The sequence below is a fragment of the Janthinobacterium sp. PSPC1-1 genome (assembly GCF_049897625.1).
GTDB lineage: Bacteria > Pseudomonadota > Gammaproteobacteria > Burkholderiales > Burkholderiaceae_D > Janthinobacterium > Janthinobacterium tructae.
On the sequence record NZ_JAFCWP010000012.1, the window covers coordinates 79920 to 101808 of the forward strand.

Below are 21889 nucleotides of genomic sequence, written 5' to 3' on the forward strand. Positions count from 1 at the left end.
CCAACCATGACCCCTACGACCAAAAAAGTCACCTTCGCCTTCGTCATCTTCCTCGTGGCCGGCTTCCTGCTGCTGGCCGCCTACACCTGGATGGCCCTCAGCTTCTCGTACTCGGAAGGCGAACGGGCGGGCTACCTGCAAAAGTTCTCCAAGCGGGGCTGGATCTGCAAGACATGGGAGGGTGAATTGCTGCTGACGGCGCTGCCGGGCACCATCCCGGAAAAATTCCAGTTCAGCGTGCGCGACGAGGAAGTGGCGAAGCAACTGTCGGCCGCTGCCGGCAAGCGCATCCTCGTCACCTACAGCCAGCACAAGGGCGTGCCGACGCAATGCTTCGGCGAGACGGAATATTTTGCCGACAAAGTCGTATTGAGCCAGTAATAGAGACAGTAATACGACCGCAAGTCCAGCAGCATCGCGCCGGCCAGCCCTTCCAGGCCGGCGCCTCCCCTCCCGCCGCATCATTGGCGCGCCGCACACATTCTCACTTTCTTATACACTAGGACAATTAGTTCTGACTGAGACATTTTACTAATGTAGTAAATGTGCGTGATGATTGCGCCATCGCATGATGCCCAGCCAGCCAACCTTCAGCCTGCATCATCACCGGAAATTTCATGCGCATACGCCCCGCCGCCTTGGCCTTGCTGGCCGCCTCGCTCCCCCTGTCCGCCCCGGCACAGGATATCTCCGGCATGGCCGGCGCCCTGAAAGTCAGTTCGACCAATGAGCGCACCTTTGTGGCCGCCGTCAGTTACACGCAGCCGGTGGGAAACTACAACGCCGTCAGCCTGTCGTATATCAACGAAGGCCACCCGGAAGACCATCACCGCGACGGCATGGCGGGCCAGTTCTGGCTGCGCACAAAAAAAGTGGAGCAGGGCCTGATGCTGGGCGCCGGCGTGGGCCGCTACTTCTTCTTCGACACGGCCAGGACCGACGACGGCCTGCACAACTTCGACAACGACCACGGCTGGGGTTCCATCGTCAGCCTGCAGGCGCGCTGGCAATTCGACAATCGCTGGTATGCGCAAGCGCAAATCAACCGCATCCGCCCCAGCGGCAAGGACAACACCACGCACCTGCTGATCGGCGCCGGCTACCGCTATGATGGCGTGCCGGGCGCCAAGCTGCACTTGCAGAACTGGGCCCACGACGACACATTGACACTCTCGACGGGCCACACCATCGTCAACAGCTTGCGCTCGGAAAGCGCGCGCCCGTTCACGCTGGAATACCGGCGCGCGGCGGGAAAATACGTGGACTGGACGGTCACCGCCCTCGATGAAGGCAATGCCGACCTGGCGCACCGGCGCGGCGTGGCCGCCCAGCTGTGGCTGATCCGTTCACTCAATGAAAAGGTGGAATTCGGCATGGGTGGCGGTCCCTACCTGGCGTGGGACGGGCGAGATACCCAGGGCCACAGCACGCGCCTGACAGGCTTGCTGTCGGCCACGGCCCGCTACCACGTCGACCGCCGCTGGGTGGCGCAAGTGGCGTGGAACCGGGTCATCACCGATTATCACCGCGATGCGGATGTGATTTTGGTAGGGGTAGGACGGAAGTTCTGATGGCGAAACCAGTCCCGGTGGGACTGGTTTCGTATCCTGCCTAGCGCGAACGCCAGACGGCGCCAGCTTCGTTAGGCTGCGTCAAGCGCTCGATCACTTCGCGCGTCAAACTGGCCGAGCTGACTTGCTCGGCTTTTGCGCGGGCGGCGCTCAATGAGTTGGAAAAGACCGTTTGCGGTTGCTCCAGGCTGGCGCGCAGGGCGGCCAGTTCACGCTCTTGCTGCTGCGCGCGGGCCGTGTCCAGTTCCAGCAACTGCTGCCTGGCGGCGGCCATCGCGCGCGTAGTCTCTGCGGCCTTGCGCTGCAGGGCCGCATGGGCCTGGGCGCTGGCCAGCAAGGCTTGCTGCGCGTCGAGTTTCTCGCTGGCCGCCTGCTGCGCGGCCCGTTCCAGCTGCTCGCGCTGACGCATGGCGTCGAGCGTTTGCTGTTCCATGGCGGCGCGCGTTTCAGCGGCCGCCGTCGCCTGCTTTTCCGCTTCCAGGCGGCCGGCGATGGCTTGCGAGGCGCGCTCTTCGGCACCGCTGGTCTGGCGTTGCTGCATCAGTTTTTGCGCGATCAAGGCCAGCGACTCGCGTTCGGCCGCGACGAAATCGCGCTCGGACGCCAGCAGCGCGTCGGCCGCTTGCGCCTTGTCTTCTTCCACGCGGGCGCGCTCGCTATGCACTTGTCCCAGTTCCACGGCCAGGCGCGCCTGCGCCTGCACCGCTTGCGCGGCAGCGGCTTTCTGCTCGCCTTCGACCAGCGCCTGGTCCATCAGGATGCGAATGGCGTCGGCTTCCTTTTGCACCGCTTCCCGCAAGACCTGTTCGGCAGCGTGCTGGCCGCGCAGCAGTTCGGCTTGCGCGTCTTCTGCGGCGATGCGTTCCTGCGCTGCGTTGAACGCCAGCGCTTCCGCTTCGAGTTTTTCTTTCAGGGCGGCCAGGGCTGCTTGTTCGGCGGCCAGGCGCTCCTGCTCGGCTTGCAGCAGTTGCTCTGCCTGCCGGGCTTTTTCCTGCGCCAGTTGCGACGCCTGCGCCTGTGCAGCCAATGTCGCCTTGACGGCATCGACCTCGGCCTGCTCGGCGTCATTCTGGCTGGCGGCCAGTTCCGACGCCTGGCGCGCCAGTTCGGCGCGTTCGTGCGCCAGGCTGGCGGCGCGCTGCTGCTCTTCCAGTTCGCGCGCCGCTGCCACGGCGGCTGCCTGCTCGGCCGCTTCGCGCACCTTGGTCTGTTCCAGTGCGGCCGTTTCCGCTTCCAGCTTGGCATGGCCGGCGATTTCCGCATCCTGTTCGGCCGCTACGCGGGCCAGCGCCACGGCGCGCAGCTGGCGGTCCACCTCGATCCGCGCCTCGGTCGCGGCCAGGATGCGCACGTCGGCATCGCGGCGCGCCTGCGCGCTGGCCACGGCGACCATTTCCAGGCGCTCGCGGTGGATGGCCGCGTCGCGCAATTCCTTTTCCGTCTGCAGGCGCAAACGCAGGGACTGTGCCGCATGGCGTTCCGATTCCGCCTGCGCCAGGGCGATGGCTTCGCGTTCCTGCTCCAGGTGCGCCAGCGCGCGCGCTTCTTCCAGGGCACGCACTTCGGCGGCAGCGCGGTTGAAGGCCGATTCCAGCGCGATCTGGTCGGCGCGCTCGCGCTGCACCGTCAAGTCCAGCGCCTCGCTTTCCGCTTCGGCCAGCATCTGCGCCGTCTGGCGCGCACCGTGCGCATGGCGCTCGCGTTCACGCGCCAGCACGGCGACTCTGGCGTCGGCCGAGGCGATGCCCACCATTTCTTCCTTGGCCGCCTGCACGGCGGCGACGCGCTCGACGGCTTGCAGGCGTGCCTGCTCCGTCTGCACCTGCAATTCTTCGGCGGCGCGGGCTGCCTGTTCGGCCAGTTCCGACTGCACGGCCACTTGCTCGCAGGCGCGCAAGCGGCTTTCCTGTTCGGCGCGCGAACGCTGTTCGGCGGCCAGGCGGATGGCATTGTCGGACTCCACGCGGGCGCGCAGTTCGGCCGTCTCCTGCTTGACCGCTTCCAGACGGGCCACGCTGGCCTGCGCGGCGGCGCGCATGGTATCGAGACGTTCGCGGTTGGCGGCAATCGCTTCTTCGGCTGCCTGCGCATTTTGCTGTGCGGCGGCGGCTGCTGCCGCGTCGATGGCGGCGCGGTCCTCGGCCAGCGAGCGCACGCGCGCCTCGGCCAGCGCGCGGCTTTCGGCAGCGCAGGTGGCCTTCGCTTCCGCTTCCACGCGGGCAATCGCCTCGTGGATGGCCTTCAATTCCATTTTCTGGCGTTCGGCGGCAGGCGCCTTGCTGTCGGTGTCAGTTGCCGGCTCGGCTTGCGGTTCGGCGTGCAATTCGGGTGTGATGGCGACGGCCGGTGCTTCCGCCTTGCGCTCCAGGTCCTTGAAATCATGCAGCGAGACCATGCTGTCCTGGTCGAACTCATCGTCGGCGGAATACGCGACGGTGAGGGAGGCGGCCTGGCGCGGATTTTGCTGTGCTTGCATGATTTCTCGCTTATTCGGGTGAATTCTTTTGCTTATGGGAATTTATTAACACCATTATCGAGTAAGCGCAGGCAAATCAGCACGGCAAGAAGAGCCTGTTTTACCGCTCTTTTCATGATTTGCCAGGGATTTAAGCGTCCGAGAAAATGCTCAGGGCAAGGCGCATTGCCGAAGGCAGTACGAATAGTACGCCTAGGCAATGCAACGCCGCCATGGGCTTTTTATCGGACGCTTAAATTGGCCAGAGCGGCGCTTCATCCATAAGCGCCACCTGCTCCCTGAGCTCAAGGATGCGATCCTGCCAATAGCGCTGCGTGTTAAACCACGGGAAGGCGACGGGGAAGGCGGGGTCGTCCCAGCGGCGCGCCAGCCAGGCCGAATAATGGATCAGGCGCAGCGTGCGCAGCGCTTCAACCAGGTACAGCTGGCGCGGGTCAAAATCGCAAAAATCTTCGTAGCCGGCCAAGATGTCGCTCATCTGGCGCACCTGGTCGCCCCGTTCGCCCGACAGCATCATCCACAGGTCCTGGATGGCCGGGCCCATGCGGCTATCGTCGAAATCGACGAAATGGGGGCCGGCATCCGTCCACAGCACGTTGCCGCCATGGCAATCGCCATGCGTGCGCAGCACGGCGACGTCGCCCGCGCGGTCATAGCAGCGCTTGACGCCATCGAGCGCCTGCTGCGCCACGCTGGAATACGCGGCCAGCAGTTCTGGCGGCAGGAAATTGCCCTCCAGCAAGAACTCGCGCGGCTCGACGCCAAACGTCTGGTGATCGAGTGCCGGCCGTTCCTGGTAGGTGGACAACCCACCGACGGCGTGGATGCGGCCGATGAAGCGCCCTATCCATTCCAGGGTGGCCGGGTCATCCAGCTCGGGCGCGCGGCCGCCGTGGCGGGGGAAGACGGCAAAGCGGAAGCCCTGGTACTGGTGCAAGGTGCCGCCATGGATCTCCAGCGCCGGCACTACCTGGATTTCGCGCTCGACCAGCTCGGACACGAACGCGTGTTCTTCCAGGATGGCCGCATCGCTCCAGCGTGCGGGACGGTAAAACTTGGCCACCAGCGGGGCGCTGTCTTCGATGCCCACCTGGTAGACGCGGTTTTCGTAGCTGTTGAGCGCCAGCAGGCGGCCATCGCCGCGCAGCCCAACGCTGTCGAGGGCATCGAGCACGCAATCTGGGCTCAGGGCGGAAAAGGGATGGACGGGCCGGTCGTCCTCGTGCGGCTGGTTTTCATTGTGCATAAGCGACATTGTAAGGCGCACGCGGGCCGCCGGTGCAAACACTTCGGTGATGATGCGCCGCAAGGCGTATACTGGCGCCTTACATTCAATCAAAGAGCAAGCCATGCAACTCGAACAGCCATTATCAGAAAAAGAATTCGACGAACTAGACCAATTCCTGTTGTCGGAGCGCTGCTCCGAAGACGCGATGACCATGGATATGCTGCACGGCTATCTGACGGCCGTCGCCATCGGACCGGAACCGATCATGCCGGCCGAGTGGTTGCCGCGCGTGTGGGGCGAAGATGCCGAAGATGCACCGAAATTCAAGAACAGCAAGGAAGAAGAACGCATCGTCAACCTGATCATGCGCTTCATGAACGAAGTGCTGGTGACGTTTGAAGTGGCGCCGAAGGAATTCGAAGCCCTGTTCGTCGAGCACGACTACGAAGGCCAGACCCTGATCGACGCCGAAGCCTGGTGCTGGGGCTTCTGGGACGGCATGGAACTGCGTCCTGGCTCGTGGAGTGAAATCTGGGATTCCGAAGTGGCCGAGCTGATGCAGCCGATCTACCTGCTGGGCGCCGACGAAATCAAGGAAGAAGAACTGAAACTGGTGGAAGACCCGGTCAAGGCGCACAAGCTGGCGCAGGAACTGGAAGCGAACCTGCCGGCCATCCACCGTTTCTGGGTACCGCGCCGCAAGGCACCGGTGCAAACCATGAAGCGCGAAGAGCCGAAAGTGGGCCGCAACGACGACTGCCCTTGCGGCAGCGGCAAGAAGTTCAAGAAATGCTGCGGCGCCGAGCCGGCAGCCGAGTAATACCGCAGTAGCATCCCTCTGCGCCGGCGTCCTGCCGGCGCAGCGCTGGCGCTGGCCCCCGGGCTATAATCGCCGCATGAAACTCCCTGACCTGAACCTGCTCGTCGCCCTCGACATCCTGCTCGAGGAAGGCAGCGCCGTGGCCGCTGCGCGGCGCATGCATCTGAGCGCGCCGGCCATGAGCCGCACCCTGGCGCGCATCCGCGACGCCATCGGCGACCCCGTCTTCGTGCGCTCCGGGCGCGGCCTGGCGCCTACTCCGCGCGCGCTGGAATTGCGCGAGCAGGTGCGCGGCGTGGTGGAGCAGGCGCACGCCATCTTCACCTCCGGCCGTGAAATCGACCTGCGCACCCTGGAACGCACTTTCAGCCTGTGCGCCAACGACGTGTTTGTCGGCGCGTATGGCGGCAAGCTGCGCGACCTGCTGGCCATCCATGCGCCGCACACGGTGCTGCGCTTCGTGCCCGAAGGCGATGGCGCCACGGAAAACGACGCCCTGCACGCGGGCCGCATCGACCTGTACATCAGCGCGCGGCGCGCCTTTGCGCCCGACATCAAGCTGCAGCAGCTGTTTACCAGTTCCTTTGTCGGCATCGCCCGCAGCGACCACCCGATCTTCGACGGCCCCATCAACCTCGACAGCTTTACAGAATACGAACATATCAGCGTCTCGCGGCGCGGCCTGGCGCGCGGTCCCTTCGATACGGCCCTGGCCGAACGGGGTTACATGCGCCGGGTGTCGCTGATCAGCCCCAACTTCCAGTCCGCCATCTTCGCCGTGGCCGATTCGCGCCTGCTGCTGCCGCTGATGCCCACACCCCTGCTGCCCATCGTCGAGCGCCTGGGCTTGAGACTGCGCACCTTCCAGCTGCCGATTCCCGTCGACAGCGTGGAAGTATTCCAGGCCTGGCACCCGCGTCTGGACCACGACCATGCGCACCGCTGGCTGCGCCGCATGATCAAGGACTTGTGCACGGGGTCAGACCCTTGCGGGTCTGCCCCCGGCATTTGATTTGGGGGAGTTTGATTTGAACTCACCCGCCAGACGCCAAACCCAACGACAAAGACCGGGGTCAGACCCATAGGGTCCGCCCCCCATCATCATTGCGTCTGACGCAACTCAGACTTCATCAATGATCAATTTTCATCATATTTAGCGCTACCTATACTGCGTGGACTGATCCTCATCCACGGAGTTCCCTGTGTCCGCTGCACCCCTTCCCGGCGCCGCCCCTGCGGCCGCGCCACCCGCACCTCCCATTTTCGGCCTGCGCCTGGCCACGGGCCTGGCCGGCGTGCTGCTAGCCGTGCTGGTGTCCGGCCTGAATGAAAACATCACCAAGGTCGCGCTGGCCGACATCCGCGGCGCCATGGGCATCGCGCGCGACGACGCCAGCTGGCTCGTGGCCCTGTACGCGGCCGCCTCGGTGTCGGCCATGGCGTTTGCGCCATGGTGTTCCGTCACCTTCTCGCTGCGCCGGCTGACGGCCAGCGCCATCATCGTCTGCATGGCCGCAGGTCTGCTATGCCCGTTCGCGCCGAACCTCTCCGTGCTGATGTTCCTGCGCGTGGTGCAGGGCGCGGCCGGTGGCGCCCTGCCGCCCATGCTGATGACGGTGGCGCTACGCTTCCTGCCGCCGAACATCAAGTTGTATGGCCTGGGCGGCTATGCGCTGAGCGCCACCTTCGGTCCCAGCCTGGGCACGCCGCTGGCCGCCTTCTGGACCGAGTACCTGGGCTGGCAATGGGCCTTCTGGCAAGTCGTCCCGGGCAGCATCGTCGCCCTGCTGATGGTGTCCTGGGGCTTGCCGCAAGACCCGCTGCGCCTGGAGCGCTTGCGCCAGTTCGACTGGCGCGGCCTGCTGCTTGGCCTGCCCGCCATCAGCATGCTGGTCATCGGCATGCTGCAGGGCGAGCGCCTGAACTGGTTCCATTCGCCGCTGATCTGCGTGCTGCTGGGCGGCGGTCTATTGCTGCTGGTGCTGTTCTTCATCAACGAATGGTCGCATCCGCTGCCGTTCTTCAAACTGCAACTGCTGTCGCGGCGCAACCTCAGCCACGCCCTGCTGACCCTGGGCGGCGTGCTGTTCGTGCTGCTGGCCGTGATCCTGATCCCCTCGTCCTACCTGGCGCAGGTGCATGCCTACCGCCCGCTGCAAACGGCGCCCGTGATGCTGATGGTGGCGCTGCCGCAGTTGATCGCCCTGCCGCTGGTGGCCGCCCTGTGCAATCTGCGCGCCGTCGACTGCCGCTGGGTGCTGGCCATCGGCCTGGCCCTGCTGGCCCTGTCCTGCGTGCTCGGTGCGCGCATGTCGCCGGACTGGATCCGCACGCATTTCTACCTGCTGCAAGCGGTGCAGATTTTTGCGCAACCGATGGCCGTGATTCCCTTGCTGCTGCTGGCCACCACGGGCCTGGCGCCGCAGGATGGCCCTTTCGCCTCGGCCTGGTTCAACACTATCAAGGGCATGTCGGCCGTCGTCGCCACCGGCGTGCTCGATGCGCTGATCACGCGCCGTAACCATTTTCATTCGACGGTGCTGAGCGAACGCCTGGGCAACCTGCCGACCGGCGTGGACATGGGAGGATTGGCACAGCGCATGCATGCGCAAGTCGTCACCCTGACCTCGTCCGACCTGTACCTCACGGTGGCCGCCATCGCGCTGACCATGATTGTGATCATTCCCATCCTGCCGACGCGCGTCTATCCGCCGCGCGCCGCCTGACTTTTACTTCACGAAAGAGCTTCACCATGCAAAAACCCATACTGCGCTCGCGCGCTTTCATCCTCGGCCTGGCCCTGCTGGCCTGTGCCCTGGCCTTTTGTGCCTGGCAATTGCTGTTCGCCCGTGGCGACGAACAAAGCACCGACGACGCCTTCGTCAGCGCCGACTACACCGTGCTCTCCCCCAAGGTGGGCGGCATCGTGCGGGAAGTGCTGGTGGAAGACAACCAGACTGTCAAGACAGGTCAGCTGCTGGCGCGCATCGACGACCGCGACTACCAGGCCGCCGCCGCCTCGGCGCGTGCCGACGTCGCCGGCGCCGAAGCACAACTGGTCAATGCCCGCGCCACCTTGCAGCGCCAGCAATCGGTGATCGAGCAGGCCAGCACCCTGGTCGACGCCAACCAGGCGGAAGACAAACTGGCGCAGCAGGAGCTGGCCCGCTCACAGCACCTGGCCGGCCAGGGTGCAGGCAGCGTACAGAACGCGCAGCAGGCGCAATCGCGCTTCGACGTGAGCCGCGCGCGCCTGGCGCAAAACCGCGCCGCCCTGCTCTCCTCCCGCAAGCAGACGGACATTTTGCAGGCGCAGCAAGGCGCGGCCGAAGCGTCCCTGCTGCGCGCCCGCGCCAGCCTGCAGCGGGCCGAACTGGATCTGTCGCATACGCAGCTGCGCGCCCCCATCGACGGCATCGTGGGACGCCGCATCGTGCGCGTCGGCGCCCTGGTGGCTCCCGGCGCCAGCCTGATGGCCGTGGTGCCCTTGAACCGCAGCTTCGTCGTCGCCAACCTGCAGGAAACCCAGCTGACCCACGTGCGCCAGGGCCAGCGCGCCAGCATCGCCGTCGACGCCTATCCGGGCGTGCTCCTGCACGGTACGGTGCACAGCATCGCGCCAGCGACGGGCGTGACGTTTGCCGCCATCGCGCCGGAAAACGCCACCGGCAACTTCACCAAGGTGGTGCAGCGCATCCCCGTCAGGATCGCGCTCGAACCGGGCCAGGATGGCGAACATCGCCTGCGCGTGGGCATGTCGGCCGAAGTGCGCATCGATACGGCCATGCGCCGTCAACAGCTGCAACAGGTGAGCGCGCGATGAAAGCACTGATACTCATCACGGCCCTGGGCCTGGCCGGCTGCGCCAGCGTCGGCAGCGACTTCCAGCGCCCGCACAACGATCTGGGACAGCAATGGCGCCAGGCGCAGGACGCCCGTTTCGCCGCAGGGCAGGATGGCGCCATCGAACAGCGCTGGTGGGACAGCTTTGGCGACGCGACTTTATCCTCCCTGCTGCAGCGCGCCGCCGGCGCCAACCTCGACCTGCTGGCGGCCGCCAGCCGGCTGGAACAGAGCCGCGCCGCGCGCGGCGTGGCCGGCGCCGCGCAAGGCCCGTCGCTGGGTGCGAATGGCAGCTACAGCCGCGCGCGCAACAGCGAACAAGGCTTGAGCGACCCGTCGCGCAACAACGGCCAGTCCGCCTACAGCCTGTGGCAAGGCAATCTCGACGCGGCCTGGGAACTGGACCTGTGGGGCCGCGTGCGGCGCGAAGTGGAAGCGGCTGACGCGCACGTCGACGTGGCCTTGGAAACGCAGCGCGGCGTGCTGCTGGCCGTGCTGGCCGAGACGGCGCGCGACTACATCGAGCTGCGCGGCGCGCAGCAGACGCTGGCCATCACGCAGCAACTGCTCGATATCGCGCGCCATACCCTGGACCTGACCCGCATCCGCTTGCGCGAAGGCGCGGCGACGCAGCTCGACGAGGCCGAGGCGGCGGCCCACGTGGCCACCATCGAAGCGCGCCTGCCGCCGCTGCAGCAGCGCGAAGCGCGCCTGGGCAATGCCCTCGCCCTCTTGCTGGCGCTGCCGCCGCAGTCCCTGCAGGCGGAACTGGCGGCCGGCAAGGACATTCCGGCCGTGGCCATGCAGGTGCAACTGGGCGTGCCGAGCAGCCTGGCCGAACGGCGGCCCGACATCCGCCGCGCCGAAGCGCAGCTGCACGCGGCCACGGCTGCCATCGGCGTGGCGCAAGGCGATTTTTATCCACGCATCACGCTCTCGGGCAGCATCGGCCTGCAAGCGATGCAGCTGTCCGACATCGGTTGGGACGCCAGGCGCTTCGCCTTCGGCCCCGGCTTCAGCGTGCCCCTGTTCGATGGCGGCCGCCTGCGCGGCAAGCTGCAATTACGCGAAGCGCAGCAGCAGGAAGCGGCCATCGCCTACCGCCAGACGGTGCTGGCCGCCTGGCACGAGGTGGAAGACGCGCTCTCGGGCTACCAGGCGAACCAGCGCCGCCAGGCCAGCCTCGATGAAGCCGTCAAGCAGGGACGGCGCGCGCTGGGCAGCGCGGAACTGCAATACCGCCAGGGAGGCACGGACCTGCTCAACGTGCTGCATGTGCAAAACACGCTCTTGAACAACGAAGCGGCGCTGGTTGACAGCCGCGCCACCGCTTCACTGTCGCTGGTCCAGGTCTACAAGGCGCTGGGCGGCGGCTGGCAAGCATTTTCAACCACATCGCAAGGAAACACGCCATGAAACCGAATCCCGCACACTTCTCCATCCACGACGTCAGCGACTTTCCCATCGTGCGCTTTCGCCCTGAAACGGCCGTCACCGGCTATGCCCCGCTGTGGGAAAACGACATGGACGCCCTGCTGCGCCATGGTGTACCGTTCGTCATGCTGTTCGAAGAGGAGCGCAGCAATGAAGCGCACATCGACCGCAAGCGGCGTGGCCTGTGGCTCAAGCATAACAAGGTAGCGCTGGCCGCCATTTGCCGGGGCCTGGTGTCGGTCGAGGCGGACGCGGAGCAGCGCGCACGCCTGCAGGCGATGGCGGCTGGCGCCATGCAAGCCTTCGGCATCGTGCAGGAAGTCGCCGCCACGCGCGAACAGGCCGAGGCCCTGATGGTGTGGCTGCTGGGCAGCGGCCAGATGGCGCGGCCGCGCGCGGCGGACGTCTGGTGAGCGAGGGAGTAAGTGAGTCAGGCGGCCCTGCGTACCGCGCTCCTGGCAGGGATGACGCACACGTCGCCATCGCTGCTGGTCGCCGTCGTCAGGGCGATGCCGTACAGCGCGGCCAGGGCGGGAACGGCGCCGGCATCGCTGGCGATATCGGCGACCAGCTGGCCCGAACGCACCAGCAGCAGCCGGTCAAAACCCAGCAAGGCATGATTGATGTCGTGCAGGATGGCGACGACGGCGTGGCCGCGCGCGGCGGAAAACTGCTGCAGGCTATCGAGCAGATCGAACTGCAGGCCGGGATCGAGCGCCGCCAGCGGTTCGTCGACGAGTATCAAGCCATCGTGTACGTCCCACATCTGCGCGAAGATGCGCGCCAGCTGCACCCTGGCCTGTTCGCCGCCGGACAGGGTGTCCAGGCGGCGGCCCAGCAAATGCGCGGCGTGCGCCAGGGCGGCCGCGTCCTGCACGATACGCTCCAGCGATGGATCAAGCAGGCGCGCCACCCGCCCCAGGCCGATCACCAGCTCGCATTGCAATCCGAAGGCCACGTTCGAGCCTTGCGGCAGGACGGCGCGGCGCAGGGCCAGATCGGCCAGCGGCCACTGCGCCAGCGGCCGGCCCGCGAATATCACCTGGCCCGCCTGCGGCTGCAGTTCGCGCGCCATCAGTTTGAGCAGGGTCGACTTGCCCGCGCCGCTGGGACCGAGGATGGCGATGCGCTCGCCGGGCGCCACCCGCACATTGAAGGGGCCGAAATACTGCTGGCCCAGTTGCGTGGTGGCGAAGGCGAGTTCCAGTATGGGTGTCATGTTCACCTCTAGGCGCTGGCGTGGCGGAAACGCCGCAACAGCATCAGGAAAAATGGCCCGCCCAGCAAGGCCGTGAAAATGCCGACGGGGACTTCTGCGGGAATGGCGACCGTGCGCGCCAGGGTGTCGGCCAACAGCAGCAGCAAGGCGCCCATCAGCATCGCCAGCGGCAGCACGCGGCGCTGGTCGGCCCCCAGCCAGGTGCGCACCAGGTGCGGCGCGATCAGGCCAATAAAACCGATGCCGCCGCACCAGGCCACGGCAAAACCCGTCAACACGGCCACCAGCACAATCACCTGCGTGCGCAGCCGGCCCACGTCGATGCCCACGTGCAGAGCCTGCGCCTCGCCCAGCGCCAGCGCGTTCAGGGAACGCATCAGAAAACGTGTGGCCCACAGCGCGCCGGCAAGCACCAGCAGCAACGCCGCCACCTGGCGCCAGCTGCCGGCCGACAGCGAGCCGAGGGTCCAGAAAGTCAGGGTGCGCAACTGGTCGTCGCTGGCCAGGTAGATGCACAGGCCCATGACGGCCACCGTGATGGCATTGAGCGCCACGCCCGTCAGCAGCAGGCCGACGATGGAACCGGGCGTGGCCCAGCGGGCAACCCGGTCGAGCAGCACGCAAATGAGCATGGCGCCGGCAAACGCGGCCCCCGGCAGCAGCCACACGCGCAACTCGGGCGCCACGTGCAGGCTGGCGGCGAAGACGATGGTGCCCGCGCCCGCGCAGGCGGCGCCGCTGCTCACGCCCAACAGCCCCGGGTCGGCCAGCGGATTACGGAACAACCCTTGCGTCAGGCCGCCGGCCAGCGCCAGCGCGGCGCCGATCAGGATGGCAAACAGGGCGCGCGGCAAGCGGATATGCCACAGCACGTATGCGCCACCGGACAGCGCCGCGTCGCCAGATTGAAACGGCGCCAGCCAGTCGGCCAGGGTCACCGGCACGGCGCCCGCCTGCACGGCGACGAGCAAGCCGCAAGCCAGTGCGATGGCCAGCAGCCCGCCAGCGCCCCAGCGTGGCCAGCGCCACGGAGCGACAGACGCCAGGGAGGCCACGTTCATGCTGTCATGGCTTTGGCAAACGCGGCGTCCAGGTCGGCCAGCGCCTGCGGCATGCGCGGGCCAAAGCCCAGCAGCAGCATGGCTTCCTGCGAGACGATGCGGTGCTTGCGCCCGGCCGGCGTCTGCGCCAGGCCCGGTAATTTGAGGATGCCGTCCACGCCGCCCGAGGCCTTCAGACCCTGGTCGGTGACGAGCACGATATCGGGCCGCGCGGCGATCACGGCTTCCGGCGTGAGCGGCTTGTAGCCGGCAAATCCGCCCTGCCCGCCCATCACGTTGACGGCGCCCGCATACGCGAGCATGGCGTCGGCGCCCGTCTCGCGCCCACCCACCATCACCTGGTTCGGCGCATGGGCGAGGATGAACAGCACGCGCACGGCTGATTGCACCGGTGATTGGCTGCGCTGGCGCACCTTGCCCAGGGCGCCGTCCCACTGCTGCTGCAAGGCTTGCGCCAGGCGCGCGGCGGGGTCGGCACGGCCCGTGATCCGGCCCACCTGTTTCACGCGTTCGAGCAAGCCTTCGAATTGGTTATTCGCGCTGAGCACCGCCACCGGCACGCCCGCGTCGCGCACCTGGCGCAGCACCGCTTGCGGCCCCGCCTCCTCGGTGGCGATCAGCTGCGTGGGCGCCAGCGACAGCACGCCCTCGGCCGACAGGGTGCGCGCGTAACCCACCTGCGGCAGCTGTTGCGCCACGGCCGGATACAGCGAAGTGGTATCGACGCCCACCAGTTCGCCCTGCGCCTCGAGCGCGTAGACGATTTCCGTCAGGGCGCCGCCCACGCTGACGATGCGCCGCGCCTTGACCAGCGGCTTGGCCGCGTCGGACACTGCCGCCAGCACCTGCATCGGCGCGGCAAGGGCCAGCGCTCCCGCTCCCATTTTTTTCAGCGCGATGCGGCGCGCCACGCTGGCGGCGATCATGCGGCGCATAGTTCGCCCTCCTGCGCCACTCTGTCGACGATGTGGCGCCATTCGCACAACTCATGCACGCCCGGCTTGCGTTCGCCGAAGAACATGACGATGGTGTCGCCCCTGGCGTCGAACAGTTCCACCGACGTCACCAGGCCATCGACGGTGGGCTTTCTGACCACCCAGGCGCTGGCGATATGGTCTTCGCGCAAATGCAGGTTGAAGCGCGTGTCGAGGACATTGATCCACTGCCCCATCACTGCGATCTTGTGCACGGGCCCCGAATGGATCTGGATCATGCCGGCATTGCCGACGAAGGCCATGATGGACACTTTTTCAAGGGCGGCGCTATTGAGCAGGTCGAGCACGCAGGATTTGTCGAGCTGCTGCACGAAGCGAGCCTCGGCCAGGCGCAGGCCTTGCAGGCGCGAGACCGCATATTTTTTCAGCACGGTGAAAAATTCATGCGTGTCACGCAAGTCGGCCCAGGCGGCGCGAAAACCGGCCACGTCGATCTGCGCGTCGGGCAGTTCGGCCGGCGGCGCCGCCGGCGCCGTCACGGCGATGCCTGCCGCCTGGTTCGCGTCGGCAAAATGCGTCACCAGGGCGTCGTAGGCGGCAATGTCGCTTTGCGGCTTCAGGAAAATCTTGTGCACGGCATGGCCGGCCGCATCGAAGAATTGCAGGCTGCGCTGCACCTCCTTTTCACCCATCTCGCGCACGGCAAAGCCATGCGCCCACTGGCGGTAAAACACGCGCAAGTCGATGTCGCCACCGAGCACCAGGCCCACATGATTATTGTGGCTGGCTTTTCGATAGACGCCCATCTTTTCATGCACGCACGAGGCGTTGCGCGTCAGCGCCATGACTTCGCCCAGCGGTTCCAGCGCGGCGATGATGGCGGGCCAGTCGGCCTGCAGGCGCTCGGCGCCCAGCAAGGCGCCATTGGCCAGCGACAAGCCCGCATGCGCGGCGATCAGCTCGCCTTCGGCAATGGCCAGTTCCTCGGCGATGTCGCGGTGGCGGGCCTTTTTCTCGCGGCGCAGGCGGGCAAATTCACTGGCGACCAGCTCGGTATTGCAAATGGGGAACGTGCTCGACACGGTGTCTCCTTTCAAGGCGAACACTGGCTGGCATGCGGAAGGCTGGCTGGTGGTGGGGGAATCTTGAAGTCAATTATAAATGAGAATCATTCGCAATCAAGACTTTATGTGCAAAAAAAAAGCGCCGCGACAGGAAACCCGTCGCGGCGCCAAAGGAGACCGATCGATACAGCCGATCAGTTCAGGAAAACAGGATCAGGCGCTGGCCTGCACGGCCGGCATGGCTGCCGGCTTGGCAGTGGGCCGCTGCGCCAGCAAGACCACGGCGGCCAGCACCATGGCACCGCCCAGCAATTGCGTGCCGCTGACAGTTTCTTTCAGCATGGTCACGCCGAACGCCATCGTGATCACAGGTTCAAACGTGGAAATGATGGACGCCTTGGCCGCGCCGATTTGCGCCACGCCGGCAAAGAAGGCGGCAATCGCGATGGCCGTCGAGAACAGGGCGATGGCGCTGACGGCCAGCCAGCCCGTCGGCGTGCCCGGCAAGGCCACGCCTTGCCAAAGGGCAATCGCAGTATTCGACAGGCCAGCCGTGCCCAGGATCACCACACAGGCGGCCAATGGGTGAATATTCTCGCGGCTTTTCGACAGGCTGTTGCCAAACAGGATGTACACGGCGTACACGCCGGCGGCCATCAATGCCAGCGCGATGCCGATGGGCTGGCCCTGCAGCTTGCCGCCCAGGGTAATGGCCATGCCGGCAATCGCCAGCGCCATCAGCACCAGCATGCGCCGGTCCAGCTTTTCCCAGCCCAGCGCCAGCGCAAGGATGGTGACCAGCACGGGATACACATACAGCAGCATGCCGCACAGGCCGCTGCTGGCATACATGAGGGCATTGAAATAGCCTTGCGACTGGGCCGTGTACATCAGGCCCATCAGCATGTAGCCAGCCAGCAGGCGGCCGCGCGGCAAGCGCCAGCCACCGAGCCACACGAGCGGCAGCAACAGCATGGCGGCGATGACGAAACGCAAGGCCAGCATGGTCGACGGGTTGACCCCGGACGCATACGCCGCCTTGGCAAACACTGCGGAACTGCCGAAACCGGCGGCCGACAGCAACACCAGCGCAACAGCGCGGCGATCAGACATGACTAAACCTCTTTGAGTACGCCAGGGTAAACCTGCTGCGCGTCGCGCTTTGCGGCCGGCGATGCTCACCGTACTGAAGTACGGTTGCGCTTCTCGGCCACAAATCACTGCCGCTCGCGACGGTTTTCCCAGGCGTTGTAAATATTAATGCCAAGCAAGGCTGGAAGGTAATGCGTACGTGAAATACATGCGTGAATCCTATTGCGGGTCACTTCACGCAGTGACGGCATCATATTCGCTTGCGCAAAATGAAACAAACCAATATTCTTCACGGATAGGCCGAATATTACTGAGGCTCAATTCCCTTGAAGAGTGCCATGTCACGTCCCTTGCCCCCACTCGCCGCCCTGCACGCCTTTGAGGCGGCGGCCCGCCATGAAGGCTTCCAGCGCGCGGGCGAAGAATTGCATGTCTCGGCCGGCGCCATCGGCCACCACGTGAAACAGCTGGAAGCGTGGCTCGGTATCGTGCTGTTCCAGCGCATGCCGCGCGGCGTGGTGCTCACCAGCGCCGGCCAGCGCTATGCAGCTTCGCTGGGGCCGATACTCAACCAGCTGGCCGACGTCTCCGAGCAGGCCCGGCGCCAGGGCGATGACAAGGTGGTGACGGTGACGGCCACCAGCTCGCTCGTCTCGCGCTGGCTGATGCCGCGCCTGGGCCGGCTGCGCGACCGCTATCCGCAGATCGAGCTGCGCGTGCTGGCCTCGATGTACCCTGTCGACCTGGCGCGCGATGGCGTCGACGTGGCCATCCGCCTGGGACCGGGGCGCTATCCGGGCCTCAAAGTGGATTTACTCATGGAAGAATGGTTTTCCGCCGTCTGCAGCCCCGGCTTTCGCGCCAACGCGGCCAGCCTGCGCCAGCCCGCCGACCTGCTGCGCTACCCGCTGCTGCACGACGAGCCGGAAGTGCACCTGCCCGGTGAAATCGACTGGACGCGCTGGCTGCACAGCTGCGGCGTGCATTACAGCGGCAATAGCGGCAACAGCGGCGCGCGCTTTTCGCACACGTATTTATGCCTGGACGCGGCCGCCAGCGGCCAGGGCGTGGCCATTGCGGCCAGCCCCCTGATCGGCGACGACCTGCGCTCGGGCCGCCTGGTGCGCGTCTTCGAACACGCGGTGCGCGGTCCCCACTGCTATTACCTGCTGCGCTCGCCCCAGGCAGAAACGCGGCCCCTCGTGCATGCATTCTGCGAATGGCTGATCGCCGAGGCGCGCGCCGACCAGGAAACCATCTGGCCCACCGTGGAGACAGCATGAGTCGCCGCGAACTGGCGCGCAGCGCCGGCTACATTGTCCAGCACGAGTATGAACAGGCCACGGTGACGGCGGCCGATGGCCGGCAAGCCAGCCTGGGCGAGTTCTATGGCGATCCGGCCGTGGCCTTGATCGATGCCGATGAACAATGGTGCGCCGTGGCGGGCGAGGGATTGGTGTTGTGCCGGCTGGGCCAGCCGTTCGGGCAGAGCGCGGCATATTTCCGCCAGCCTGGCGAAACAGTATGGATCACGGACTTGCGGCAAACGGGGCCGTTTGCGCTGGAGTGGCAGGATGAGGATGGGGCTTGGTCTGCCCTCGCCTTCGAGGCGGCGGATGTGTCGGCTTACGCGCCAAGGCGCTAACCCGACCTACGCCAACGGCGGTAACGGCTCGTAGGTCGGCGTAGGTCGGCGTAGGTCGGCTTAGCGCGCAGCGCGTAAGCCGACAACACCCGTAAGCCGACAACACCCGTAACCCGACAACACCATTACAATTTAATAAAATGCTCGCGGTAGTATTTCAGCTCTTCGATCGACTCCAGAATATCGGCCAGGGCCGTGTGCTTCTGGTGTTTCTTGAAACCGGTGGCGATTTCCGGCTTCCAGCGCTTGCACAGCTCTTTCAGTGTCGATACGTCCACATTGCGATAGTGGAAGAACGCTTCCAGCTTCGGCATGCCGCGCACCATGAAGCGGCGGTCCTGGCCGATGGTGTTGCCGCACATGGGCGACTTGCCTGCCGGTACGTATTTTTTCAGGAACGCGATCAGTTCCGCTTCCGCCTGCGCTTCCGTCACGGTCGACGCTTTCACCTTGTCGATCAGGCCGGAGCGGCCATGCGTGCCCTTGTTCCAGGCATCCATCTTGTTCAGCGTTTCATCCGACTGGTGAATCACGAACACGGGGCCTTCGGCCAGCAGGTTCAAGTGCATGTCCGTCACCACCACCGCCACTTCGATGATGCGGTCGGTATCGGGCTCCAGGCCCGTCATTTCCATGTCAACCCAGACCAGATTCATCTCGTTTGGACGTGCCGGGACAACGGGTGCAGGGGTGGATGCAGTTAAGTCGGTCGCTTGTGACATAATTCTCTCTTGGCCTAATCAAACTAAATAATCAGCCATTTTCTCACAGGCACAGAATGTATTCACTCGCGTTTTCGATTTTGTTTGTATCCGTCCTCGTTTTGACCCTCGCCGTGCGCTTCTGGCTCGCTTCGCGGCAGATTCGCCACGTGCTGGCGCACCGCGCGGCAGTCCCGCCCGAATTCGCGGAAAAGATCCCGCTGGCCGCGCACCAGAAGGCGGCCGACTACACGGTGGCGAAGACCAAGTTCGGCTTGCTGACCTTGCTGGTCAACTACGCCGTGCTGATCGGTTTTACCTTGCTGGGCGGCTTGCAGTGGCTAGCGCTGTCCCTGAATGAATGGATGGGGGCGGGTTCGCCCATGCTGTACCAGATCGGTCTGATCACCGCCTTCGCCGCCATTTCCGGCCTGATCGACCTGCCCTTCGACTACTACCGCCAATTCGTGCTGGAACAACGTTTCGGCTTCAACACCATGGCACGCAAGCTGTTCTTCACGGACATGCTCAAGGGCGTGGGCCTGGGCGCGGCCATCGGCTTGCCGCTGATCTGGGTCGTGCTGACCCTGATGGCCAGGTCGGGCGACCTGTGGTGGCTGTACGCGTGGTTCGTCTGGAGCGGCTTCCAGTTGCTGATGATGGTGCTGTTTCCTACAGTTATTGCCCCGCTGTTCAACAAATTCACGCCCCTGGCCGACGAATCCTTGAAAAGCCGTATCGAAGGCTTGATGCAGCGCGTGGGTTTCGCCTCGAAAGGCTTGTTCGTGATGGACGGCTCGAAGCGCAGCGCCCATGGCAACGCGTATTTCTCGGGTTTTGGCGCCAACAAGCGCATCGTCTTCTTCGACACCCTGCTGTCGCGCCTGGCGCCGCAGGAAATCGAAGCCGTGCTGGCGCATGAACTGGGCCACTTCAAGCTCAAGCACATCGTCAAGCGCATCGCCATGATGTTCGTCATCTCGCTGGGCTTTCTGGCGCTGCTGGGCTTCCTGAAGACGCAGCCATGGTTTTATGCGGGCCTGGGCATCGATCCCGTCACCCTGGCACTGACGGGCCAGCCGACGGACGCGCTGGCCCTGCTGCTGTTCATGCTGGCCTTGCCCGTCTTCACTTTCCTGCTGGGACCGCTGACCTCGCTGAGCTCGCGCAAGCATGAATTCGAAGCCGACGCCTTTGCCGCCACGCACACGCAGGCGGACGACCTGGTCTCGGCCCTCGTGAAAATGTATGAAGACAATGCGTCGACCCTGACGCCCGACCCGCTGCACTCGGCCTTCTATGACTCGCATCCGCCGGCCAGCGTGCGCATCCGCCACCTGAAAGGGGCTACGACATGAATACGCCATCGACTTCGCAAGACCTGTCCCAACTGTCCTGCGCACCGCGCCAGCAGGCACTGGGCGACACCGACATCGCCACCCTGCACGCCCTGCTGCCCCAGTGGACGGTGCAAAATGGCAAGCTGTGCCGCGACTTCGGCTTCAAGAATTACTACCAGACCCTGGCGTTCGTGAACGCCCTGGCCTATATGACCCATACGCAAGACCACCATCCGGAGCTCATCATTACTTATAAAACCTGCGCCGTGCGCTACGATACGCACTCGGTCAACCAGGGCGCCGGCGGCCTGTCCGAAAACGACTTCATCTGCGCCGCCAAGGCCGACCTCATCTACCAGAGCAGCCAGGTGGCCCCATGAGCGAAGGCAAGTTGACGGGTATCATCATTGCCGCCCATGGCCGCCACTACCTGGCCGACGTGGACGGCGCCAAGCTGCAATGCGTGACGCGCGGCAAGAAAACCAATGTGGCCGTAGGTGACATCGTGCACCTGACGCGCACCTCCAACGACCAGGCCGTCATCGACCGCATCGAGGAACGCAAGACCCTGCTGTACCGCTCGGACCAGTACAAATCGAAATTGCTGGCAGCCAACCTGACGCAGCTGTTCATCGTCGTGGCCACGGAACCGGGCTTTGCCGACGACCTGATCTCGCGCTCGCTGGTAGCGGCCGACGCGGCCGGCATCGCGGCGCGCATCATCCTGAATAAAACGGACGTGACGGCCTCGCTGGAGCGCGCCCGCGAACGCCTGCTGCCGTATTCTTCGATGGGCTATCCCGTCGATGAGGTATCGGCGCGCGCCGAACCGGAGCACGCCGTAGCCACCCTGGCGCCGCTGCTGGCGGGCCAGTCGTCGATCCTGATCGGCCAGTCGGGCATGGGCAAGTCGTCATTGATCAACCTGCTGGTGCCGGACGCCGACATCGCCGTGCGCGAAATCTCGGCCGCGCTCGACACGGGCAAGCACACGACGACCTTTACGCGCCTGTACAAGCTCGACGAACTGGGCGCGAACAGCTCCATCATCGATTCACCGGGCTTCCAGGAATTCGGCCTGTACCACCTGTCCGAGGGCATGCTGGAGCGCGCCTTCCGCGAATTCCAGCCCTATCTGGGCGGCTGCAAGTTCTACAACTGCCGCCACCTGATCGAGCCGCAGTGCGCCATCCTGCAAGCATTGTCTGAAGGCAAGATCGCCAAGATGCGCCATACCCTGTATGGCCAACTGCTGCACGAATCGGCGCAGACGCTGTATTAATAAATATTTCGTTCATTCAAATATAGAGTCGAAAAACACCCGGCAAGCGAAATTTAATTTCGCTGCCGAGCCCGCCTTCCGACTTTAATCCCAAAACCGTTCATCCGCTGTTTTCGGCATTTCAGCGCATCAAACCTGCCTTCCATCGCCTGCCACTGGCGACGGCCAGGTGCGTTTG

General features: G+C 65.1%; 21 protein-coding genes. 13 read left to right on the forward strand and 8 right to left on the reverse strand.

The window, feature by feature from the left end; all coding sequences use genetic code 11:
- The first annotated feature begins 6 nt into the window (after nt 1-6).
- Complete coding sequence (locus tag ACP7EG_RS26320) at nt 7-381, forward strand: hypothetical protein (protein WP_096234439.1); 375 nt, start codon at nt 7-9, stop codon at nt 379-381.
- A gap of 236 nt (nt 382-617) precedes the next feature.
- Nucleotides 618-1571 carry a hypothetical protein gene (locus ACP7EG_RS26325; RefSeq protein ID WP_426090027.1) on the forward strand — a complete coding sequence of 318 codons (954 nt, stop codon included), beginning with the start codon at nt 618-620 and terminating at the stop codon, nt 1569-1571.
- A 40-nt stretch (nt 1572-1611) separates the two neighbouring features.
- On the opposite strand, the gene ACP7EG_RS26330 is transcribed toward ACP7EG_RS26325, so the two are convergent.
- Together ACP7EG_RS26330 and ACP7EG_RS26335 are read right to left on the reverse strand one after the other, a co-directional pair.
- Complete coding sequence (locus ACP7EG_RS26330; protein ID WP_426090028.1) at nt 1612-4047, reverse strand: hypothetical protein; 2436 nt, start codon at nt 4045-4047, stop codon at nt 1612-1614.
- 232 nt (nt 4048-4279) lie between these two features.
- Nucleotides 4280-5293 carry a serine/threonine protein kinase gene (locus tag ACP7EG_RS26335; RefSeq protein WP_426090029.1) on the reverse strand — a complete coding sequence of 338 codons (1014 nt, stop codon included), beginning with the start codon at nt 5291-5293 and terminating at the stop codon, nt 4280-4282.
- A gap of 103 nt (nt 5294-5396) precedes the next feature.
- Between ACP7EG_RS26335 and ACP7EG_RS26340 the strand changes: the two genes are divergently transcribed.
- The 6 genes from ACP7EG_RS26340 to ACP7EG_RS26365 all read left to right on the forward strand — a co-directional run bounded on the left by ACP7EG_RS26340 (nt 5397) and on the right by ACP7EG_RS26365 (nt 11785).
- Entirely contained in the window at nt 5397-6095 is a 699-nt protein-coding gene (locus ACP7EG_RS26340; protein ID WP_071078834.1) for a UPF0149 family protein, read from the forward strand.
- A gap of 76 nt (nt 6096-6171) precedes the next feature.
- Nucleotides 6172-7107: a LysR family transcriptional regulator gene (locus ACP7EG_RS26345; protein ID WP_426090030.1), complete on the forward strand. Its 936-nt coding sequence runs from the start codon at nt 6172-6174 to the stop codon at nt 7105-7107.
- Nucleotides 7108-7297: 190 nt separating this feature from the next.
- Entirely contained in the window at nt 7298-8821 is a 1524-nt protein-coding gene (locus tag ACP7EG_RS26350; RefSeq protein WP_426090031.1) for an MFS transporter, read from the forward strand.
- Between the two features lie 26 nt (nt 8822-8847).
- Nucleotides 8848-9918 (forward strand): HlyD family secretion protein, encoded by a 1071-nt coding sequence (locus ACP7EG_RS26355; protein WP_426090032.1) that lies wholly within the window; start codon nt 8848-8850, stop codon nt 9916-9918.
- The gene (locus ACP7EG_RS26360) at nt 9915-11354 is read left to right on the forward strand and encodes an efflux transporter outer membrane subunit (protein WP_426090033.1); all 1440 of its coding nucleotides are present in this window, start codon (nt 9915-9917) and stop codon (nt 11352-11354) included. Before ACP7EG_RS26355 ends, ACP7EG_RS26360 begins: the two co-directional genes overlap by 4 nt.
- Nucleotides 11351-11785, forward strand: a complete 435-nt coding sequence (locus tag ACP7EG_RS26365) for a hypothetical protein (RefSeq protein WP_426090034.1) — start codon at nt 11351-11353, stop codon at nt 11783-11785. The genes ACP7EG_RS26360 and ACP7EG_RS26365 overlap by 4 nt, the downstream gene beginning before the upstream one ends.
- Before the next feature lie 17 nt (nt 11786-11802).
- On the opposite strand, the gene ACP7EG_RS26370 is transcribed toward ACP7EG_RS26365, so the two are convergent.
- The 5 genes from ACP7EG_RS26370 to ACP7EG_RS26390 all read right to left on the reverse strand — a co-directional run bounded on the left by ACP7EG_RS26370 (nt 11803) and on the right by ACP7EG_RS26390 (nt 16764).
- On the reverse strand, nt 11803-12591 hold the full coding sequence (locus ACP7EG_RS26370) for an ATP-binding cassette domain-containing protein (RefSeq protein WP_426090035.1): 789 nt from the start codon (nt 12589-12591) through the stop codon (nt 11803-11805).
- A gap of 8 nt (nt 12592-12599) precedes the next feature.
- The gene (locus ACP7EG_RS26375; protein ID WP_426090036.1) at nt 12600-13652 is read right to left on the reverse strand and encodes a FecCD family ABC transporter permease; all 1053 of its coding nucleotides are present in this window, start codon (nt 13650-13652) and stop codon (nt 12600-12602) included.
- Entirely contained in the window at nt 13649-14587 is a 939-nt protein-coding gene (locus tag ACP7EG_RS26380; protein WP_426090037.1) for a heme/hemin ABC transporter substrate-binding protein, read from the reverse strand. Before ACP7EG_RS26380 ends, ACP7EG_RS26375 begins: the two co-directional genes overlap by 4 nt.
- Nucleotides 14575-15669 (reverse strand): hemin-degrading factor, encoded by a 1095-nt coding sequence (locus ACP7EG_RS26385; RefSeq protein ID WP_426090038.1) that lies wholly within the window; start codon nt 15667-15669, stop codon nt 14575-14577. Before ACP7EG_RS26385 ends, ACP7EG_RS26380 begins: the two co-directional genes overlap by 13 nt.
- Nucleotides 15670-15864: 195 nt before the next feature.
- On the reverse strand, nt 15865-16764 hold the full coding sequence (locus ACP7EG_RS26390) for a DMT family transporter (RefSeq protein WP_426090039.1): 900 nt from the start codon (nt 16762-16764) through the stop codon (nt 15865-15867).
- Nucleotides 16765-17081: 317 nt separating this feature from the next.
- Here ACP7EG_RS26390 and gcvA point away from each other — a divergent pair, with 317 nt between their 5' ends.
- Together gcvA and ACP7EG_RS26400 are read left to right on the forward strand one after the other, a co-directional pair.
- Nucleotides 17082-18026, forward strand: coding sequence for a transcriptional regulator GcvA (gene gcvA, locus ACP7EG_RS26395; protein ID WP_426090040.1), 945 nt, complete (start codon nt 17082-17084; stop codon nt 18024-18026).
- Nucleotides 18023-18388, forward strand: coding sequence for a hypothetical protein (locus ACP7EG_RS26400; RefSeq protein WP_426090041.1), 366 nt, complete (start codon nt 18023-18025; stop codon nt 18386-18388). The genes gcvA and ACP7EG_RS26400 overlap by 4 nt, the downstream gene beginning before the upstream one ends.
- A gap of 125 nt (nt 18389-18513) precedes the next feature.
- Here the strand turns inward: ACP7EG_RS26400 and orn are convergent, their stop codons facing one another.
- Entirely contained in the window at nt 18514-19110 is a 597-nt protein-coding gene (gene orn, locus ACP7EG_RS26405) for an oligoribonuclease (protein ID WP_170840539.1), read from the reverse strand.
- A 56-nt stretch (nt 19111-19166) separates the two neighbouring features.
- Between orn and ACP7EG_RS26410 the strand changes: the two genes are divergently transcribed.
- From ACP7EG_RS26410 to rsgA, 3 genes are read left to right on the forward strand one after another with little or no spacing between them, the layout of a single operon-like run.
- Nucleotides 19167-20447, forward strand: a complete 1281-nt coding sequence (locus tag ACP7EG_RS26410) for a M48 family metallopeptidase (protein ID WP_426090042.1) — start codon at nt 19167-19169, stop codon at nt 20445-20447.
- Complete coding sequence (locus tag ACP7EG_RS26415) at nt 20444-20809, forward strand: 4a-hydroxytetrahydrobiopterin dehydratase (protein ID WP_071078777.1); 366 nt, start codon at nt 20444-20446, stop codon at nt 20807-20809. Before ACP7EG_RS26410 ends, ACP7EG_RS26415 begins: the two co-directional genes overlap by 4 nt.
- A complete protein-coding gene (gene rsgA, locus ACP7EG_RS26420; protein WP_096234426.1) occupies nt 20806-21711 on the forward strand; it encodes a ribosome small subunit-dependent GTPase A in 906 nt (301 codons plus the stop codon). Before ACP7EG_RS26415 ends, rsgA begins: the two co-directional genes overlap by 4 nt.
- Nucleotides 21712-21889 lie beyond the last annotated feature (178 nt).

Coding starts and splice junctions, on each gene's coding strand:
- ACP7EG_RS26320 (WP_096234439.1), top strand. CDS start 7: ATGACCCCTACGACCAAAAAAGTCACCTTCGCCTTCGTCATCTTCCTC.
- ACP7EG_RS26325 (WP_426090027.1), top strand. CDS start 618: ATGCGCATACGCCCCGCCGCCTTGGCCTTGCTGGCCGCCTCGCTCCCC.
- ACP7EG_RS26330 (WP_426090028.1), bottom strand. CDS start 4,047: ATGCAAGCACAGCAAAATCCGCGCCAGGCCGCCTCCCTCACCGTCGCG.
- ACP7EG_RS26335 (WP_426090029.1), bottom strand. CDS start 5,293: ATGCACAATGAAAACCAGCCGCACGAGGACGACCGGCCCGTCCATCCC.
- ACP7EG_RS26340 (WP_071078834.1), top strand. CDS start 5,397: ATGCAACTCGAACAGCCATTATCAGAAAAAGAATTCGACGAACTAGAC.
- ACP7EG_RS26345 (WP_426090030.1), top strand. CDS start 6,172: ATGAAACTCCCTGACCTGAACCTGCTCGTCGCCCTCGACATCCTGCTC.
- ACP7EG_RS26355 (WP_426090032.1), top strand. CDS start 8,848: ATGCAAAAACCCATACTGCGCTCGCGCGCTTTCATCCTCGGCCTGGCC.
- ACP7EG_RS26360 (WP_426090033.1), top strand. CDS start 9,915: ATGAAAGCACTGATACTCATCACGGCCCTGGGCCTGGCCGGCTGCGCC.
- ACP7EG_RS26365 (WP_426090034.1), top strand. CDS start 11,351: ATGAAACCGAATCCCGCACACTTCTCCATCCACGACGTCAGCGACTTT.
- ACP7EG_RS26370 (WP_426090035.1), bottom strand. CDS start 12,591: ATGACACCCATACTGGAACTCGCCTTCGCCACCACGCAACTGGGCCAG.
- ACP7EG_RS26375 (WP_426090036.1), bottom strand. CDS start 13,652: ATGAACGTGGCCTCCCTGGCGTCTGTCGCTCCGTGGCGCTGGCCACGC.
- ACP7EG_RS26380 (WP_426090037.1), bottom strand. CDS start 14,587: ATGCGCCGCATGATCGCCGCCAGCGTGGCGCGCCGCATCGCGCTGAAA.
- ACP7EG_RS26390 (WP_426090039.1), bottom strand. CDS start 16,764: ATGTCTGATCGCCGCGCTGTTGCGCTGGTGTTGCTGTCGGCCGCCGGT.
- gcvA (WP_426090040.1), top strand. CDS start 17,082: ATGTCACGTCCCTTGCCCCCACTCGCCGCCCTGCACGCCTTTGAGGCG.
- ACP7EG_RS26400 (WP_426090041.1), top strand. CDS start 18,023: ATGAGTCGCCGCGAACTGGCGCGCAGCGCCGGCTACATTGTCCAGCAC.
- orn (WP_170840539.1), bottom strand. CDS start 19,110: ATGTCACAAGCGACCGACTTAACTGCATCCACCCCTGCACCCGTTGTC.
- ACP7EG_RS26410 (WP_426090042.1), top strand. CDS start 19,167: ATGTATTCACTCGCGTTTTCGATTTTGTTTGTATCCGTCCTCGTTTTG.
- ACP7EG_RS26415 (WP_071078777.1), top strand. CDS start 20,444: ATGAATACGCCATCGACTTCGCAAGACCTGTCCCAACTGTCCTGCGCA.
- rsgA (WP_096234426.1), top strand. CDS start 20,806: ATGAGCGAAGGCAAGTTGACGGGTATCATCATTGCCGCCCATGGCCGC.